This window comes from Stenotrophomonas sp. NA06056, assembly GCF_013364355.1.
In the GTDB taxonomy this organism is placed as follows: Bacteria; Pseudomonadota; Gammaproteobacteria; order Xanthomonadales; family Xanthomonadaceae; genus Stenotrophomonas.
On sequence record NZ_CP054931.1, the window covers coordinates 2,486,079 to 2,504,365 of the forward strand.

The 18,287-nt window shown below is 65.7% G+C and carries 15 protein-coding genes; 5 read left to right on the top strand and 10 right to left on the bottom strand.

Annotation, left to right across the window (positions count from 1 at the left end):
- Positions 1–134 precede the first annotated feature (134 nt).
- From HUT07_RS11015 to HUT07_RS11025, 3 genes are all read right to left on the bottom strand, one after another.
- Positions 135–1,694 (bottom strand): YdiU family protein, encoded by a 1,560-nt coding sequence (locus HUT07_RS11015; protein ID WP_176022533.1) that lies wholly within the window; start codon positions 1,692–1,694, stop codon positions 135–137.
- A 37-nt stretch (positions 1,695–1,731) separates the two neighbouring features.
- Positions 1,732–2,421 (bottom strand): glutathione S-transferase, encoded by a 690-nt coding sequence (locus HUT07_RS11020; protein ID WP_176020990.1) that lies wholly within the window; start codon positions 2,419–2,421, stop codon positions 1,732–1,734.
- Between the two features lie 147 nt (positions 2,422–2,568).
- Complete coding sequence (locus HUT07_RS11025; RefSeq protein WP_025875108.1) at positions 2,569–2,778, bottom strand: cold-shock protein; 210 nt, start codon at positions 2,776–2,778, stop codon at positions 2,569–2,571.
- 304 nt (positions 2,779–3,082) lie between these two features.
- On the opposite strand from HUT07_RS11025, the gene HUT07_RS11030 reads away from it, so the two are divergent.
- A complete protein-coding gene (locus HUT07_RS11030; protein ID WP_176020991.1) occupies positions 3,083–3,571 on the top strand; it encodes a YaiI/YqxD family protein in 489 nt (162 codons plus the stop codon).
- Positions 3,572–3,584: 13 nt separating this feature from the next.
- Here the strand turns inward: HUT07_RS11030 and HUT07_RS11035 are convergent, their stop codons facing one another.
- Positions 3,585–4,454: a pseudouridine synthase gene (locus HUT07_RS11035; RefSeq protein ID WP_176020992.1), complete on the bottom strand. Its 870-nt coding sequence runs from the start codon at positions 4,452–4,454 to the stop codon at positions 3,585–3,587.
- Positions 4,455–4,634: 180 nt separating this feature from the next.
- Between HUT07_RS11035 and HUT07_RS11040 the strand changes: the two genes are divergently transcribed.
- The 3 genes from HUT07_RS11040 (at position 4,635) to HUT07_RS11050 (ending at position 8,525) form a co-directional block, all read left to right on the top strand.
- On the top strand, positions 4,635–5,183 hold the full coding sequence (locus HUT07_RS11040; protein ID WP_025875114.1) for a YaeQ family protein: 549 nt from the start codon (positions 4,635–4,637) through the stop codon (positions 5,181–5,183).
- A complete protein-coding gene (locus tag HUT07_RS11045) occupies positions 5,180–6,364 on the top strand; it encodes an NAD(P)/FAD-dependent oxidoreductase (RefSeq protein WP_176020993.1) in 1,185 nt (394 codons plus the stop codon). Before HUT07_RS11040 ends, HUT07_RS11045 begins: the two co-directional genes overlap by 4 nt.
- A 91-nt stretch (positions 6,365–6,455) precedes the next feature.
- Positions 6,456–8,525, top strand: coding sequence for an EAL domain-containing protein (locus HUT07_RS11050; protein WP_176020994.1), 2,070 nt, complete (start codon positions 6,456–6,458; stop codon positions 8,523–8,525).
- Between the two features lie 111 nt (positions 8,526–8,636).
- Here the strand turns inward: HUT07_RS11050 and fabV are convergent, their stop codons facing one another.
- From fabV to queA, 6 genes are all read right to left on the bottom strand, one after another.
- Positions 8,637–9,896, bottom strand: a complete 1,260-nt coding sequence (gene fabV / locus HUT07_RS11055) for an enoyl-ACP reductase FabV (protein ID WP_176020995.1) — start codon at positions 9,894–9,896, stop codon at positions 8,637–8,639.
- An 803-nt stretch (positions 9,897–10,699) separates the two neighbouring features.
- Positions 10,700–11,680 (bottom strand): protein translocase subunit SecF, encoded by a 981-nt coding sequence (gene secF, locus HUT07_RS11060; protein WP_176020996.1) that lies wholly within the window; start codon positions 11,678–11,680, stop codon positions 10,700–10,702.
- A 15-nt stretch (positions 11,681–11,695) separates the two neighbouring features.
- Positions 11,696–13,552: a protein translocase subunit SecD gene (gene secD, locus HUT07_RS11065; RefSeq protein WP_176020997.1), complete on the bottom strand. Its 1,857-nt coding sequence runs from the start codon at positions 13,550–13,552 to the stop codon at positions 11,696–11,698.
- Between the two features lie 61 nt (positions 13,553–13,613).
- Positions 13,614–13,958 carry a preprotein translocase subunit YajC gene (gene yajC, locus HUT07_RS11070; protein ID WP_025875124.1) on the bottom strand — a complete coding sequence of 115 codons (345 nt, stop codon included), beginning with the start codon at positions 13,956–13,958 and terminating at the stop codon, positions 13,614–13,616.
- Positions 13,959–14,094: 136 nt separating this feature from the next.
- Positions 14,095–15,225 carry a tRNA guanosine(34) transglycosylase Tgt gene (gene tgt / locus HUT07_RS11075; RefSeq protein ID WP_176020998.1) on the bottom strand — a complete coding sequence of 377 codons (1,131 nt, stop codon included), beginning with the start codon at positions 15,223–15,225 and terminating at the stop codon, positions 14,095–14,097.
- A gap of 140 nt (positions 15,226–15,365) precedes the next feature.
- Positions 15,366–16,397, bottom strand: a complete 1,032-nt coding sequence (gene queA / locus HUT07_RS11080; protein ID WP_176022534.1) for a tRNA preQ1(34) S-adenosylmethionine ribosyltransferase-isomerase QueA — start codon at positions 16,395–16,397, stop codon at positions 15,366–15,368.
- Positions 16,398–16,643: 246 nt separating this feature from the next.
- On the opposite strand from queA, the gene HUT07_RS11085 reads away from it, so the two are divergent.
- Positions 16,644–18,140, top strand: a complete 1,497-nt coding sequence (locus tag HUT07_RS11085) for an aminotransferase class III-fold pyridoxal phosphate-dependent enzyme (protein WP_176020999.1) — start codon at positions 16,644–16,646, stop codon at positions 18,138–18,140.
- Positions 18,141–18,287: the final 147 nt, after the last annotated feature.

The following is an 18,287-nucleotide window of genomic DNA, read 5'->3' on the forward strand; positions in this document are numbered from 1 at the left end:
ACATGGACGTACTTGCAGCGGCCCCGCAAATCCACAGTGCCCCGCCATCTCACGGAATGCCCGCCATTGCCGTTGCCATTGCCGTTGCTGTTGCTTCTGCGGGTGCAGGGCGCAGCCCTGCAGAAGAACACCCTTCAGGAACTGCAGGACAGCATCGAGCAGCCTGCTCGATTGTCTGCCCACGCCGGGCGCTTGCCGGCGTAATGCTCCAGCCCCGGGCGTTCGGTGTATGGATCACGCAGTACGTCCTGCAGGGCGTGCACACCGCCCAGGTCGCCCTGTTCGGCACGATCGATCGCTTCCTGCGCCAGCCAGTTGCGCAGCACGTACAGCGGGTTGGCTGTACCCATCTTCGCGACACGCTCGGGTGCCGACAGCGGATCGGCATGCAGCCGTGCCGCGTAGTCCTGCAACCACTGCTGCAGCGGTTCCTGCACCGCGTTCTGACGCTCGGCGTCGTAGAAGACCTCGGTAAGTACGCCCGCATCAGGCGCATTGGCATCGATGCGCATCAGCGCACGCCATGCCAGGGTCATGTCCATGCCGCCGTCCTGCATCAGCTGCTGCCAGCGCTGGTAGAGCTGCAGATCAGTATCGTCGGCCGCCGCCAGCCCCAGCTTGGCCGCCACGTCGCGACGGGTGCAGGCGACAAAGGTCGCCTGGTAGGCGGCCAGCCCTGCCTGCAACGGTTGCACGTCGGCGAACAACGGCGACAGCGCCTGCGCCAGGCGACTGAGGTTCCAGTATGCCACCTGCGGCTGGGTGCCGAAACGATAGCGGCGCCCCTGCGCATCAGTGGTGTTCGGCGTCCAGTCCGGGTCGAAGTCCTCGACCCAGCCGTAGGGGCCGTAGTCCAGGGTCACGCCGAGCACGGAAAGATTGTCGGTGTTCATTACCCCATGCACGAAGCCGACGCGCATCCAGTGCGCGATCATCTCTGCGGTACGCACGGCAATCTGCGCGAACCAGTCGCCATAGAGCACCTCGCCCTGCCCTTCCAGCTCCGGGAAATCCCGCGCAATACAGGCGTCGACCATCTGCTTCAACAGTGCGGTTTCGCCACGTGAAGCGGGCAGTTCAAATGAACCAAAACGCAGGAACGAGGGCGATACCCTGCAGACGATCGCGCCAGGCTCTGCGCGCGGATGACCGTCATAGAACATGTCGCGCACCACGTCTTCGCCGGTGCCGACCAGCGACAGGGCGCGGGTGGTCGGCACGCCGAGGTGATGCATCGCCTCGCTGCACAGGAATTCACGGATCGACGAGCGCAGCACCGCACGGCCGTCGGCGCCGCGCGAGTACGGTGTTGGGCCGGCCCCCTTCAGCTGCAGCTCCCAGAAACGGCCATCAGGGGCGATCACTTCACCCAGCGAGATGGCGCGACCGTCACCCAGCTGACCGGCCCAGTGCCCGAACTGATGTCCCCCATAGTTGGCCGCCCACGGCTGCATGCCGGCATACAGCGCGTTGCCACCGAACACCTGGGCAAAGCCTTCATCATCGACCTGCGCAGGATCGAAGCCGAGCATCCCGGCCACCTCCGGCGACCACGCCAGCAGCACCGGCGCTGCAACCGGCGTCGGCATCACCGATGACCAGGCCGCACCCAGCACTTCGCGCCGACGCGGACCGGACTCGGGATCGCCCGGCAACAGCTTCAGCAGGCGGTTGTCGAACTGGGGAGCAGTGATATTCATGAGCACAGCATGGGGGCGGCAACGGCCATCCTCAATCGCCGCGCAGGGCCTGCAATGCCCCACCGTGCGCTTCGGCACGCTGGTAGGCCGGACGCTCGCCGATGCGCTTGAGGAAGCTGCGCAATGCCGGCTTGTCGTCGAGCCCACCGCCGCGTGCGGCCGCTGCCTGGATCGGGAAGCTCATCTGGATGTCCGCAGCGGTGAAGCGCTCGCCGGCAAACCACGGACTTTCGGCCAGACGCCGCTCCATCCAGTCCAGGTGCAGGCGTCGTTGCGGGCCGACGAAGCCACGCTCAGCCTTGTCGGCGATGCTGCGGGCGATCGGCCGCGCGAAGAATGGCATCGGCGCGCTGCGAATGCGGCTGATCACCAGCGTCAGCAGCATCGGCGGCATCGCCGAGCCTTCGGCATAGTGCAGCCAGTAGCGGTAATCGATGCGCTCTTTGCCGTCGGCCGGTACCGGCGACGGCGACAGTTGCCGCTGCACGTCGTAACGGTCAACCAGGTAATCGAGGATGGCGCCGGATTCGGCGAGGATGAGTTCGCCATCCTGCAGCACCGGCGCCTTGCCCAATGGATGCACCTGGCGCAGTTCCGGCGGTGCCAGCATCGTCTTCGGGTCGCGTGGGTAGCGGCGCAGCTCATAGTCCAGCCCCAGCTCCTCCAGCATCCACAGCACACGCAGCGAACGGGAGTTTTCCAGATGATGGACGATGCGCATGGGGACGATCCTTGGGGAGGCCTGCATCGTACCGTGCCGGGTGCATGCCCTTTGTAGAGCCGGGCCCGACGCTGCAGGAAGCCCATAACAAAAAACGCCGGGAGCTTTCGCCCCCGGCGTTCTGGCTACCAAACGGTAGCAGACGGATTAGACCGCCTGCACCTGGTCAGCCTGCATACCCTTCTGGCCCTGGACGGCGACGAAGGTAACCTTCTGGCCTTCCTGCAGGGTCTTGAAGCCGGTGCCCTGGATCGCGCGGAAATGCACGAACAGGTCCGGGCCGCTTTCCGGGGTGATGAAGCCGAAGCCCTTGGCGTCGTTGAACCACTTGACAGTGCCGGTCTGACGATCAGACATAGTTACTAACTCCTGAAACACATGTTGAAAAAAATCGCAGCCACCGGGTATCGGGGCCGAGACTGAGTTGCAGGCGTTGGTAAAGCGGATCGATGAGCGGATCGTGAGATCAACTGCACCAGGCCACGATTCACGGTGACCCTAGCAAACACAGTGGGCCAGACGATACGCGTGTTTTGAGCAAAAAGCGATAGCCTTGATATTCAGCGTCAAACGGCCAGCCCCTAGGCAGGGCAAGGGGTTGCACCGGATCGGGGCTAAACCCGGGGCCCCATTCAGGTTTTTCCTACCCTACACTGGGTAAATGACTGAAGCTGAAACCCGAGCTGAACCCCTGCTCCCCCGCATCTGGGTGGACGCAGACGCCTGCCCTGTCGTCATTCGCGACATCCTGTTCCGCGCAGCTGAACGGGTCGGCGTGGAGTTGACCCTGGTCGCCAACCAGTGGATCCGCACTCCGCCCTCCCGCTGGCTGCGCTCGATCCAGGTGCCGCAGGGACTGGACGTGGCCGACAGCGCCATTGTCGAGCGGGTGGCCCCCGGCGACCTGGTGGTCACCCAGGACATTCCGCTGGCCGCGCTGGTACTGGAGAAGAAGGGCGTGGCCCTGAACCCGCGCGGGCAGCTGTACACCCCCAACAACATGGCCGAGCGGCTGTCGATGCGCAATTTCATGGAAGAACTGCGCGGTGCCGGCGTGCAGACCGGCGGCCCGCCTCCTCTGGGGGCGCGCGACCGGCAATTGTTCGCTGCCGAACTGGACCGCTGGCTGGCGCGGCGCCCGAAACCCTGAACCCGGCCGCCGATCAGCCTGCGGCATCCAGGGTGAGGGCACTGCAGAAGCGGCGTCGCTGGCCCGTCAACGGGTCGTCGAAGGCCAGCGCTTGCGCCAGCAGTTGCAAAGGCGGCTCGCCCCCACCCTGCGTCCGTTCCTGCAGCTGCGGATAGAACCCGTCCCCCAGGATCGGCGCGCCGAGGGCGGCCATATGTACGCGCAGCTGATGCTTGCGCCCGGATTCGGGCGCAAGCCGGTAGCACCAGACCGGACCGTGCGCATCGATGACCTCGATACGGGTCCGTGCATTCGGCTCGCCGGCAACCTCAGCCATACGGAAGAACGGCTCCCCAGGCTGCAGCCGGCTATGCCGCTCCAGCGGAAACCGCAGGTCCGGCAAGGCCGGCGCCAGCGCCTCGTAGGTCTTTTCGATGCGCCGCTCACGGAACAGTCGCTGGTAGGCGTCGCGCGTTTCCGGCCGGGTGGAAAACAGCACCAGACCGGCCGTCAGCCGGTCCAGCCGATGCAACGGCACCAGATCGGCGTTGCCGGTGCGTTCGACCAGGCGCGCCAGCAGGGTTTCACGTACAAAGGCGCCCGCAGGCGCGGTCGGCAGGAAGTGGGGCTTGTCAGCCACCAGCAGGTGCGCGTCGTGATGCAGGATGCTCTCGACGAAGGGAATCACCGGCTCGTCGGCCACTTCACGGAAGTAACGGATCTCCAGCCCTGCCTGCCACGGCATGTCCGGCGCCAGTGCCCTGCCCTGCGCGTCCTGCACCCGCCCGCGCGCAAAACGACTCTCCCATTCCAGCCGGTCGATGCGCGGGAAACGCGCGCACAGCCCTTCCAGCAGGGAACCCCAGTCACCGGGCGGCAGCTGCAGTCGGCTGGGCGTGGTCATGGCGTGGTCGCGGTGCCATCGATCGGCAGGCAACGCGGACGTGAACGGGACATACGACAGGGCACGCCGAAAGCATCAGGACGGCCAGCGTGCCACCGATCACGCCCTGCCGACACCCCCATACCGGACACCCCCGGGGCAAACCTCTATCATTGACGGTCTTTACCCCTCTGGATCTTCATGGCCCTCACCGCCACCATCCGCAAGGCCGAACTGCAGATCAGCGACATGGATCGCGGCTACTACGCGACCCACAACCTGACCCTGGCCCAGCATCCGTCTGAAACCGACGAACGCCTGATGGTGCGCCTGCTCGCCTTCGCGCTGAACGCTGGCGATCGCCTGGAATTCGGCCGCGGCCTGAGCACCGACGATGAGCCCGACTTGTGGGAGCACGACTACACCGGCGACATCCTGCAGTGGATCGACCTCGGCCATCCGGACGAGTCGCGCATCCGCAAGGCCAGCAACCGCAGCCGGCAGGTGCAGGTGGTCAACTACGGCGGCAACGCGTCGGACATCTGGTGGCAGAAACAGGGCAAGGGCCTGGCCCGCTTCGACAATCTGTCGGTGGTTGACCTGGACGGCGGGTTCGTCGACCTGTGGGGCCAGCAGATCCAGCGTGCGATGCGCTGGAGCGTGCTGATCCAGGACGCCGAAGTGCAGCTGCTCAACGATCAGATGCAGCTGGACGTGATCCCCAATTGGCGCAAGCGCGCCAAGGCATGAGCACGATCCGCTGCGACGTGCTGGTGATCGGTGCCGGTGCAGCCGGGCTGATGACCGCGATCACCGCCGGCCAGCGCGGCCGGCATGTGCAGGTGATCGACCACGCCAACAAGATCGGCAAGAAGATCCTGATGTCCGGCGGTGGCCGCTGCAACTTCACCAACACCGGCACCACGCCAGCCAACTTCCTGTCGGCCAATCCACATTTCTGCAAGTCTGCACTGGCGCGCTACTCGCCTTACCACTTCATCGAGATGGTCGAACGCCACGGCATCGCCTATCACGAAAAAGAGCTGGGCCAGCTGTTCTGCGATGTGTCGTCCAAGCAGATCGTGAAGATGCTGGTGGACGAGTGCCAGCAGGCGGGCGTGCAGATCCGTACGCAGTGCAGCGTGGAGCGTATCGAGCACGGTACCGACGGCTTCCGCGTGCACACCACGCACGGCCTGTTCCATTGCGCCTCGCTGGTGGTCGCCACCGGTGGCCTGTCCATTCCCAGCCTGGGTGCGACCGGGTTCGGCTATGAGATCGCGCGCCAGTTCGGCCACCAGCTGCTGCCCACCCGCGCCGGCCTGGTGCCGTTGACCCTCAGCGGCACCCACCAGGAGCGCTTGGCCGAGCTCAGCGGCGTCGCCCTGCCGGTCGAGGCCAGCTGCAACGGTACGAGCTTCCGCAACTTCATGCTGCTGACCCATCGTGGCGTCAGCGGCCCGGCGATCCTGCAGATTTCCTCGTTCTGGCAGCCCGGCGACGCGCTGACGCTGGACCTGCTGCCGGGCCAGGATGCCGCCGAGTGGCTGCGCCAGATGAAGCGTGAACGCCCTGCTGCGGAACTGCGCACGGTGCTGGGTGATGTACTGCCCAAGCGACTGGCGCAGCGACTGTGCGAGCACTGGCTGCCCGACCGCCCGGTACGTCAGCTGGACGAGCCGGACGTGCGCAAGGCTGCACAGGTGCTTTCAGCATTCCCGCTGGTGGCCAGCGGCACCGAGGGCTACCGCACCGCCGAAGTGACACTGGGCGGCGTGGATACCAACGAGGTCTCGTCGTCGACGCTGGAGTCCAAGCGCGTGCCCGGCCTGCATTTCGTCGGCGAGGTGCTGGACGTGACCGGCTGGCTGGGGGGTTACAACTTCCAGTGGGCCTGGGCCAGCGGGCACGCGGCCGGCTGCGTGGTGTGAACCGCATCGCCGTTCCAGGCATGCAACCGTTGCGCGCATGGACGCGCCGCCACGCTTCGTGTATCTAGATTTGCAGATTGGGGAGCAGTGCATGCAGAACGCGAACGACATCACCATCCGCCTGCTGATCGTCGATGACAGCGGCGAGAACGCCGAAGCCATCGTCAGCACCCTGCGCAACAGCGGCATCGCCGTGCGCCCATGGCGCCCGCAGGACTCGGCAGAGCTGTCGCAGGTGCTGGCCAACCAGGCGATCGACCTGGTGCTGGCGGCGCCCTCTCAGAGCATTCCGCTGCCACTGGTGGCCCAGCACATCGCCGCCAGCGGCAAGGACATCCCGCTGGTGCTGCTGGCCGAGCGCATCGACGAGGACGAACTGGTACAGGCCAGCAGCAACGGCGTGCGCGCCCTCGCCCTGCGCCAGCGCGCCGAACACCTGCTGGCGGTGGTCCGCGACCAGTGGGTCGACCTGCAGGCACGCCGCGGCCTGCGCCGCATCGAAGCGCAGATGCGCGAGACCGAGCGCCGCTGCGACGCGCTGATCGCCTCTTCGCGCGAGCCGATTGCCTATGTGCACGAAGGCATGCACATCCGCGCCAATGATGCCTATCTGGAAATGTTCGGTTACGAGGATTTCGAGGAGGTCGAGGGCATCTCGCTGCTGGACATGGTCGCCGCGCAGCACGTGGATGATTTCAAGCAACTGCTGAAGTCACTCAGCCGTGGCGAAGCGCCACCGCCGCAGTACCAGCTCGACGCCCGCCACCAGGATGGCAGCGCCTTCCCAGCAACGATGGAGTTCACCGCAGCCACCTACGAGGGCGAATCCTGCCTGCAGGTGGTGTTCCGCCGGCGCATGGAGTTCGACCCGGAGCTGGCGCGCGAGGTTGAGGACCTGCGCCAGCGCGACCAGGTCACCGGCCTGCTCAACCGCCCCACCTTCATGCTGCAGGTCGAGGATGCGGTCGCACAGGCCGGGCGCAGCGAGGGCCAGTTCGGCCTGCTGATGGTCGAACCGGACCATTACGCGCGCCTGCTCCCCGATATCGGACTGGCCTCGGCCGACACCCTGATCGGCGCCCTCGCCGCCTTGCTGGCCGAGGTCGTTGGCGAAGATGCACAGCTGGCCCGTTTCGGCGAACACAGTTTCGCCGTGCTGCAGTCCGGCCCCTATGCGCAGACCGTGGCACTGGCCGAGCGCATCCGTGAAGCCTACGCCGCGCACGTCTTCAGCATCGGTGCGCGCTCGGCCACGGTGACCGTCAGCATTGGCGGCGTGCAGGTGGGCGAGAAGATCGCCAGCATCGGCCAGGTGCTGGCGCGCGCCAGCGAATGCACGCAGGCCGCTGCCGCCCTCGGCAATACCTGCCGCATCTTCGACCCGGCCGCTGTTGATCGGGTGGAGGAAGAGCGCGTGCAACGCTGGGTCGCGCGCATCCGCGAAGCCCTGGCAGGCGACGGCTTCCAGCTGCATTACCAGCCGGTACTGAACCTGCAGGGCGAGCCGCTGGAACTGTATGAAGCCTACCTGCGCCTGGAACACAACGGGGAACTGCTGAGCCCGACCGCGTTCCTCGGCATTGCCGAAGAACATGGCCTGCTGGCGGACATCAACCGCTGGGTCGTCTCGCAGGCAATCGCGGTGCTGGGCGCGCGTGCGCGCGAGGGCCACCCCACGCAGGTACTGGTGAAGGTCACGCCGGAATCGTTTGATGACCCGAAGATGATCACCACGCTGCGTCAGCAGTTGCAGGCGCACGGCGTGCCAGGCGAACGCCTCTGGCTGCATGCGCCGGAGTCGAAGGTATTCACCCACCTGCGCAGCGCCCAGCAGTTCCTTGCGGAAGTGGCACCACTTGGCTGCCGGATCGGCCTGGAGCAGTTCGGCTCGGGCCTGGATTCGTTCCAGCTGCTGGCCCACTTCCAACCGCAGTTCCTCAAGCTTGATCGCGGGTTCACCAGCGACCTGGCCGCCACCCGAGAGAACATCGACCGGGTCAGCCAGATCACCGCGCGCGCGCAGGAAGCCGGCATCCGCACCATCGCCGAGTTCGTCAGCGATGCCAACTCGATGACACTGCTGTTCAGTGCCGGCGTGGACTACGTGCAGGGCGATTTCGTCGGCCCGGCGGCACCGGCGATGAACTTCGAGTTCGGTTGACGCCTCTCTGTAGAGCCGAGCCACGCTCGGCTGCAGGGTACAAGCGAAGAGCAGCCGAGCATGGCTCGGCTCTACAGAAACAGAAGGCCGGCTTTCGCCGGCCTTCTTCGATCAGGTCAGATCGACCAGATTGTCGATTTTCACGTCAGGATTGACGTCGGCTTCGTAGTCGACGCCCTCGACACCGAACCCGAACAGGCGCAGGAAATCAGCCTTGTAGCCGGCCAGGTCGCTGATCTCGTACAGGTTCTCGTTGGTCACCTGCGGCCACAGGGACAACACCTCGCCCTGCACGTCGGCCGCCATTTCCTTGTAGTCGGCGCGCAGGCGACCTTCTTCGTCGATCAACGCCACGGCATGGCCATCGCCATCGACCAGGTCGTGGCGCAGGCGGTCGACGGCCACGCCATCGGCCTTGCCGCCGTACAGAATGTCGTACAGCACGTCGAGCTGCTCGATGCAGCCTTCGTGGGTGCCCTTCGCCTTCATCACCTTGAACAGCAGCGACAGGTACAGCGGCATGGTCGGAATGGCCGAGCTGGCCTGGGTCACGACTGCCTTCAGCACCGACACGCGCGCATCGCCGCCGATCCTGGCCAGCTTCTCGCGCAGGCCCAGCACCTTGTCGTCCAGATCCTTCTTGGCGGCACCAATGGAGCCGTTCCAGTAGATCGCCTGGGTGATCTCTTCGCCCACGTAGGTGAAGGCTGTGGTGGTGCAACCATCGGCCAGCACGCCAGCATCGGCCAGCGCGTCGATCCACATCTGCCAGTCCTCGCCGCCCATCACCGCGACGGTACCGGCGATTTCTTCCGGGGTTGCCGGCTGCAGGTGGGTCTCGGTCAATACTTCCTTGTCGGTATCCAGACCACGCAGGGTGATCGGCTCGCCGATCGGCTTCAGCGTGGAGCTGATGATCTCACCGGTCTTGGGGTGCTTGCGGCGCGGCGCAGCCAGGCTGTAGACCACCTGATCGACCTGGCCGAGATCGGCCTTGATCATCTCGATGGTCTTCGCCTTCACCTCGTCTGAGAACGCATCGCCGTTGATGCTCTTGGCATACAGGCCCGCTTCGTCAGCGTACTTGTGGAAGGCGGCCGAGTTGTACCAGCCCGCCGTGCCCGGCTTGGTCTCGCTGCCCGGGCGCTCGAAGAAGATGCCCAGCGTTGCCGCGCCACTGCCGAAGGCGGCAGTGATTCGCGCAGCCAAGCCGTAACCGGTCGAGGCGCCGATGACCAGCACGCGCTTGGGGCCGTTCTGGATCGGCGGGCGCGCACGGATGTAGTCGATCTGCTGCTTGACGGCCGCGTCGCAGCCAGTCGGATGGGTGGTGACGCAGATGAAGCCGCGGACGCGCGGTTTGATGACCATGAAGACCTCGGGTTGGCAGATGCGGCGCACGGGGCGCTCAGCAGGAGTACGGGCACGCGTGTGCGCGCGAACCGCAGGATCGTAGTGCGCAGGGGCCGATTGCACAACCGACGCTGCCGTAGGGTGGGGTTTCTTTTTGCAGGGCTTGCAGCCCTGCACCTGCCGAATCAACGTCAACGTCAAAAGCTGGGGTCCTGTGGGTTGGCGGGGTGGGTCCGGTTGAGGGGGACGCCGTGAACCCGTCCATGGGGGCTTGGTCGCGGCATCCATGCCGCTCACACCCCCTCAACCGGACCCACCCCGCCTTCGACAGTTCTCCGCGATCTGTCAGAACCTGCTGCTGGTGGTGGGTGCCGACCGTTGGTCGGCACGGGGTCGGATATCGATATCTGACAGAAAAGTCGTGTCGACCTTGGTCGACACAGTAGAGCCACGCCATGCGTGGATGAATTCATTCGATATCTGACAGATGTGCCGACCAACGGTCGGCACCCACCACCAGCAGGTTCCAACAGCCGCGTGAACCTGTCGAAGGCGGGGGACTGTGGGTTTGCGGGGTGTGAGCCGCATGGATGCGGCGACCAAGCCCCCATGGATGGGTTTACGGCGTCCCCGCAAACCCACAGTGCCCCGCCATCCCACGGAATGCACGCTGTTGCTGTTGCTGTTGCTGTTGCTGTTGCTGTTGCTGTTGCTGTTGCTGTTGCTGTTGCTGTTGCATTGAGCAGGTGCAGGGCTGCAAGCCCTGCCAACAAAAAACCCCGCTTGCGCGGGGTTCTCTGTGTACTGCATGCAGCAGATGCTTACGGACGACGCTCCAGGGCCTCGATGTCCTTGGCCTTGGGCAGCAGGTCCTGCTTGGTCACGCGCAGCGCACCAACGGTCAGCATCGGCACCGCCACCAGGATCGAGGACAGCACCACGATCACCGCACCGATCATGTGGGTCTCGGCCAGGCCTTCCATCGAGCTGCCGCCGTACAGGTACAGGGCCAGTGCAGACAGGAAGAACATCACCGCCGTGATCACCGTACGCGACAGCGTCTGGTTGATCGAACGGTTCAGCACTTCCATCGGCTCCACGCGCAGGCTGCGGAAGTTCTCGCGGACACGGTCGAACACCACGATGATGTCGTTGATCGCAAAACCCATCACCGACAGCAGGCCGGCCAGCACGGTCAGGTCGAACTCACGCCCCAGCAGCGACACGTAGGCCACCGTCACGATCAGGTCGAACATGGCCACGATGCTGGCGGTGACCGCGAACTTCCATTCGAAGCGCACCGCGATGTAGATCAGGAAGCCGGCCAGCATGAAGATGGTGGCGTACAGGCCATTCATCGCCAGGTCCTTGCCGATCTGCGGACCAACGAACTCATTGCGCAGCACGGTGGCCTGGTTGTCGGCCGAAGAGACCGCCTTGACCACGGCCGCGGCGGTGGCCTTGTCCTCGGCAGACGCACCACCGGTACCTGGAGCGTGCTCACCGTGCGGCGCCAGGCGGATCAGCAGGTCGGTGTTGCCACCGACGCTCTGCACCTGGGCGCCGTCAAAGCCGTTCTGCTCAAGCTTGCTGCGGACGTCCTCGACATCCACCGCGTGGTCGAAGCGGGCTTCGATCAGGGTGCCACCGGTGAAGTCCAGCGCGTAGTTGAAGCCCTTGAAGCCGATGATGCCGATCGATGCCAGGAACACGATGATCGTGACGACCATCGCGACATGGCGCCAGCGCATGAAATCGATCTTGGTATCGTTCGGGAGGATGTGCAGCGGAAACAGTTTCATGTGCGTGTCGTCCCGTCAGATAGCCACGTTCTGGAGCTTCTTGCGGCGGCCGTAGATCAGCGTCGCCAGTGCACGCGATACGGTGATCGCGGTGAACATGGAAGCGAAAATACCGATGATCATGGTCAGCGCGAAGCCCTTCAGCGGACCGGTACCGAATGCGAACAGCGCCACACCGACGATCAAGCCGGTCAGGTTGGCGTCGAGGATGGTGCCCGAAGCGCGCTCGTAACCGGTCACGATCGCGGTCTTGCCCGGCACGCCGGCACGCAGCTCTTCACGGATACGCTCGTTGATCAGCACGTTGGCGTCGACCGACAGACCGACCGACAACGCCAGGCCGGCAAAGCCCGGCAGGGTCATGGTCGCACCGAACAGCGACATCACCGCCACCACGATCAGCAGGTTGAACAGCATCGCGATCGAGGTGATCAGGCCGAACATGCGGTAGTAGATGGTGAAGAACACCAGGGTGAACATGAAGGCGTAGACCACCGCGGTGATGCCGTTCTTGACGTTCTCCGCACCCAGGCTCGGGCCGACCACGCGCTCTTCCACGAAGTCCATCGGTGCAGCCAGCGAGCCCGACTTCAGCAGCTTGGCCAGGTCTTCGGCTTCCTTCTTCTGCAGACCGGTGGTCTGGAAGTTCTTGCCGAACACGCCGTTGATGTTGGCCACCGAGATCACTTCCTCGTTGACCTTGAAGCCACGCACTTCCTGGCCGTCGACGACAGTCACGGTCGGCACGCGCTCGGTGTACACCACCGCCATCGGCTTGTTCACGTTGGCACTGGTGAAGTCGAACATGCGCTGGCCACCGACGTTGTTCAGCGTCACGCTGACTGCCGGGGTGCCACTGGTGGAATCGGTCACCGCCTGCGCGGCCACCATCTGGTCACCGGTGACGATCACGCGCTTGTTCAGCAGCACCGGGCCACCGTTGTCACGACGCTGGTAGACCTTGGCTTCCGGCGGGATGCGACCCGACGCGATGGCGTCCTGCGCATTGCCATCCACCACGGCCCGGTATTCCAGGGTGGCGGTGGCACCGATCATGCGCTTGGCTTCGGCCGTGTCCTGCACGCCCGGCAGCTGCACCACCACGCGGTCGGCACCCTGGCGCTGGATGATCGGCTCGGACACGCCGAGCTGGTTCACACGGTTGCGCAGGGTGTTGATGTTCTGCTCGATGGCGCCGTTGGCGATCTGCGCGATCTCGGCTTCCGGAATGGAGACCGTGATGCGGTTGCCACTGACGTCGTAGCCGAGGGTCGGCTGCGCCTTGGCCAGCGCGGCGCGGGCACGGGTTCCGGCATCTTCGCCGGCCGACGGGCTCAGGTTGGCGACGATGGTGTTGTCGGCACGACGCTCGACCGACTGGTAGGCGATGCGCGCGTCACGCAGGGTGCTGCGCACGTCTTCGGTGTAGGCGTCCAGGCGCTTGTCCAGCGCGGCCTTCTGGTCGACCTGCAGCACGAAGTGCACGCCGCCCTGCAGGTCCAGGCCCAGCACCATCGGGCGACCGCCGAGCTTGGCCAGCCAGTCCGGCACGGTCGAGGCCAGGTTCAGGGCCACCGTGTAGTTCTCGCCCACGCTGTCACGCAGCGCATCGCTGGCGGCGGACTGCGACTTCAGGTCCGACAGGCGGACGATCAGGCTGTCCCCTTCCTTCTCTGCGCCGAGCGTGGTGACACCGGCCTTCTTCAGGTCGGCCAGCACGCGGTCACGCAGCGCATCGTCGACCTGGCCGCCACGGTTGGCGGTGATCTGGATGGCCGGGTCCTTCTGGTAGATGTTGGGCAGTGCGTACAGCGCGCTGAGCGCCAGTACGATCACGATGACGACGTACTTCCAGCGTGGAAATTCGAGCATTGCTTGGGTCCCGCGCGGCGCCATCCCCGGCGCCGCGGTTGTGCTTCAGAAAGGGAGTGGCTTACTTGGCCGAATCCAGGGTGCCGGTCGGCAGCACGCTGCCGACAGCGCCCTTCTGCACGCGGATGCGCACGTTCTCGGCCACTTCGACGGTGACGAAGTTGTCGCCGATGTCGGTGACCTTGCCGGCGATGCCGCCGTTGGTCAGCACTTCGTCGCCGCGCTTGATCTTCTCCAGCATGGCCTTGTGCTCCTTCTGCCGCTTCATCTGCGGGCGGATCATCAGGAAGTACATGATGGCGATCAGGATGATCGGGAACAGCAGCGTGGTCAGGCCCATGCCCTGCGGTTGGCCGCCAGCGGCCTGGGCGTGGGCGGCGGGAATCAGGAAGGCAAGCAGGTTCATCGTTGGTCCTTTGGTTGGGCGGCGCTTCGGCCGTTTCACGGGCACGAGGTGTCGACCGCGGATCTGGGTCAGCCTTGAAGTATGCCACGGCCCCGGGCATTCGTCCTTGGGCCGTTTGGCAGGGGGTGCTGCGGGTTTACAGGGGCGGCGCTACCGCCCCGCGTGCTGCGTAGAAGGACTCGCGGAAGGACAGGAAGGTTCCCGCCTCGATGGCCGCGCGGATGTCGGCCATCAGTTTTTCGTAATAGAAGAGGTTGTGCTGGGTGCCCAGCATCGGCGCCAGCATCTCGTTGCAGCGGTCCAGATGGCGCAGGTACGAGCGGGTATAGCCGCCGGCACAGGCCACGCAGCCACAGCCCGGCTCGATCGGGTCCATGTCCCGCGCGTACTGCGAATTGCGGATGCGGACGGTACCGAACGAGGTGAAATAGTGGCCGTTGCGCGCATTCCGGGTCGGCATCACGCAATCGAACATGTCCACGCCACGTGCGACGCCCTCGACCAGATCCTCAGGTCGGCCCACGCCCATCAGGTAGCGCGGACGGTCGGCGGGCAGTTCGGGGTCCAGATGGTCGAGCATGGCGTTGCGCTCGTCCTCCGGCTCACCCACGGCCAGGCCGCCGATGGCATAGCCGTCGAAGCCGATTCCCTGCAGGGCCTCGGCCGAGCGGCTGCGCAGATCGGTATGTACCCCGCCCTGGACGATGCCGAACAGGGCCGCGTCATTGCCCAGCTCGTCATGCGCGTTGCGGCTGCGCTGGGCCCAGCGCAGGCTCAGCTCCATCGAGCGGCGGGCGACGTCCTCGGTGGCCGGGTACGGCGTGCACTCGTCGAAGATCATCACCACGTCCGAATCGAGCACCTTCTGGATCTTCATGCTCTCTTCCGGCCCCAGGAATACCCGGGCACCGTCGGTCGGCGAGGCGAAGGTCACGCCCTGCTCGGTGATCTTGCGACGGTGGGCCAGCGAGAACACCTGGAAGCCACCGGAGTCGGTCAGGATCGGGCCATCCCAGCGGCAGAAGCCGTGCAGGCCACCGTGGTCGGCGATGATGTCCAGGCCCGGGCGCAGATACAGGTGGAAGGTGTTGCCGAGGATGATCTCGGCGCCCAGTGCCCGCACCTGGTCCGGCAGGATGCCCTTGACCGAGCCATAGGTCCCCACCGGCATGAAGGCCGGCGTTTCCACCGTGCCACGCGGGAAGGTCAGGCGGCCACGGCGGGCGCGGCCGTCGCGGGTCTTGAGCTGGAACTGCAGTCGGGACATGGAGCGGTCATTCAGGCAAATAGTCGCCCATTGTCTCTCAAAACCGCCCTTCCTGCTCCGGTAGCGCCGGGCCATGCCCGGCGGATGGCCCGCAAGTGCGCACCAACGGTGCGCACCCACCGCAAGCGAATGCCGGCGCCCTACCCCGCCTGCGGGAACAGCAGCATCGCGTCGCCATAGCTGAAGAAGCGGTAATGCTGCTCGATCGCGTGCTGGTAGGCCTCGAATACCCGGTCCTTGCCGGCGAACGCAGAGATCATCATCAACAGCGTGCTTTCCGGCAGATGAAAATTGGTCACCATCGCGTCGACACTGCGGATCCGGTAGCCCGGGGTGATGAAGATCTGCGTCTCGCCAGCGAACGGCAGCAGCTCGCCATCGCGCATCGCGCTTTCCAGCGCGCGCACCACGGTGGTGCCCACGCCGATCACCCGGCCACCGGCCGCGCGCGTGCGCCGTACCTGCTGCACCAGCTCGGCACCGACGTTCAGCCACTCGCGGTGCATCACGTGGTCTTTCAGGTCGTCCGCGCGCACCGGCTGGAACGTGCCCGCGCCCACGTGCAGGGTGACGTGGCCGAACTCCACGCCCTTGTCCTTCAGTGCGGCCAGCAGCGGCTCATCGAAGTGCAGCCCTGCCGTCGGCGCCGCCACCGCGCCCACTTCGCGGGCGAACACGGTCTGGTAGCGCTCGCGGTCGTCCACGCCCGGCTCGCGCTGGATGTAAGGCGGCAACGGCAGCCGGCCTGCATGCAGCAGCCACTGTTCCAGCGACTCCGGCACATGGAACTGCAGCACGTAGAACTCGCCGTCACGGCCCAGCACTTCGGCTTCGCCACCGGCATCCAGGGCGATGCGGCTGCCGGCCTTCGGCGACTTGCTGGCACCCACCTGGGCCCGCGCCTGCTGGCCGCCGAGCAGGCGCTCGATCAGGATCTCCACGCGGCCACCGCTGGCCTTCTGCCCGAACAGGCGCGCCGGGATCACCCGGGTGTCGTTGAACACCAGCAGGTCACCCGGTTGCAGCAGCGACGGCAGGTCACGCACCTGCAGGTCGGTGAAGGCAGCTGGAGCCGCCGGTACCAGCAGCAGACGGCTCGCCGAGCGCTCTGCCAAGGGTGCCTGGGCGATCAGCTCGGCCGGCAGGTCGTAATGGAAATCGGACTTCTTCAAGGCAGTGGACGGCAACAGGTCGACAATGGCGCGCATTGTACGTCCAGCGTCTGCGAGACTGCGCAGCGGACACCGAACGTCGCGCAAAATGCTGCTATGCAGCAGTCTTTTGCGGGGTTATCGCGCAAAAAAACAAGTGCTAGCATCGACGAGGAAGTCCGCTGCACGAGCCCGCCCCAAGCGCGCGTGAAGACGCGCGTTTTGCTTTTGAAGGCCCGTGCGACCCAACGTTTCAGGAGATCTGCAATGAGCTTCATCGAACGCCTCGCCCCCCTCCGCGCCCAGCCCGGCACCCGCCTCACCAACGGCCTGGATGACGCAACCCTGACCGCCCTCTCCGCCAACCACCCGCAACTGGTTGCCGCGGTCGATGCCGCTGCTGCCGAGTTCGCGCGCGTGCAGGCCGAGCTGGGGCCGTTGCTGGCACAGGATGAGCAGGCGCAGATCGATGCCATGCAGGACGGCTTCGTCAATTTCTATGCCGATGATGCGGTTACCCCGTACGTGGCGCTGGCCGCACGCGGCCCGTGGGTGGTGACCCTGAAGGGCGCGGTGCTGTACGACGCTGGCGGCTACGGCATGCTCGGCTTCGGCCATACCCCCGATGCGGTCATGGAGGCGATGTCACGGCCGCAGGTGATGGCCAACATCATGACCCCCAGCCTGTCCCAGCAGCGCTTCATCACTGCGCTGCGGGCCGAGATCGGCCACCGTCGTGGCGGCTGCCCGTTCACGCGCTTCATGTGCCTGAATTCCGGCTCCGAAGCGGTCGGACTGGCTGCGCGAATCGCCGACGTCAACGCCAAGCTGCAGACCGACCCGGGCGCCCGCCATGCAGGCGCGGCAATCAAGCGCGTGGTCATCAAGGGCAGCTTCCACGGCCGTACCGACCGCCCGGCGCTGTACTCCGATTCCAGCCGCAAGACCTACCTGCAGCACCTGGCCAGCTACCGTGGCGAGGAATCGGTGATTACCGTCGCCCCGTACGACGAGGCCGGCCTGCGCAAGGTGTTCGAGGATGCCGCGCAGAACAACTGGTTCATCGAAGCGGTGTTCCTGGAGCCGGTGATGGGTGAAGGCGACCCGGGTCGTTCGGTGCCGCCGGCGTTCTATGCGCTGGCCCGCGAACTGACCCGCGCCCACGGCAGCCTGCTGCTGCTGGACTCGATCCAGGCCGGCCTGCGCGCGCATGGCGTGCTGTCGGTGGTGGACTATCCGGGCTTCGAAGGCCTGGATGCGCCGGACATGGAAACCTATTCCAAGGCGCTGAACGCCGCGCAGTATCCGCTGTCGGTGCTGGCAGTGACCGATCACGCCGCGCAGCTGTACCGCAAGGGCATCTACGGCAACACCATGACCAGCAATCCGCGTGCGCTGGACGTGGCCTGCGCCACCCTGGCCCAGTTGACCCCGCAGGTCCGCGCGACCATCACCGAGCGCGGCGCCGAGGCCGTACGCAAGCTGGAGCAGCTGAAGAGCGAGCTGGGCGGCCTGATCACCAAGGTGCAGGGCACCGGCCTGCTGTTCTCCTGCGAGCTGGCGCCGCAGTTCAAGTGCTATGGCGCCAATTCCACCGAGGAATGGCTGCGCCAGCACGGCATCAACGTGATCCACGGCGGCGAGAACTCGCTGCGCTTCACCCCGCACTTCGGCATGGACAGCAGCGAGCTGGACCTGCTGGTGGGCATGGTGGGCCGCGCGCTGCGTGAAGGGCCCCGCCGCGAGCAGGCTGCCGCTGCGTAACCGCCCGCTTCGGTAGAGCCGAGCCCATGCTCGGCTGGCGCCTTTGCCGCGATCTGAACGAAGAGCAGCCGAGCATGGCTCGGCTCTACAGAAGGCCTCTCAAGGCCTCATAATCCTTGGACACCCCGTCCCTGACCGCCCTGCGGT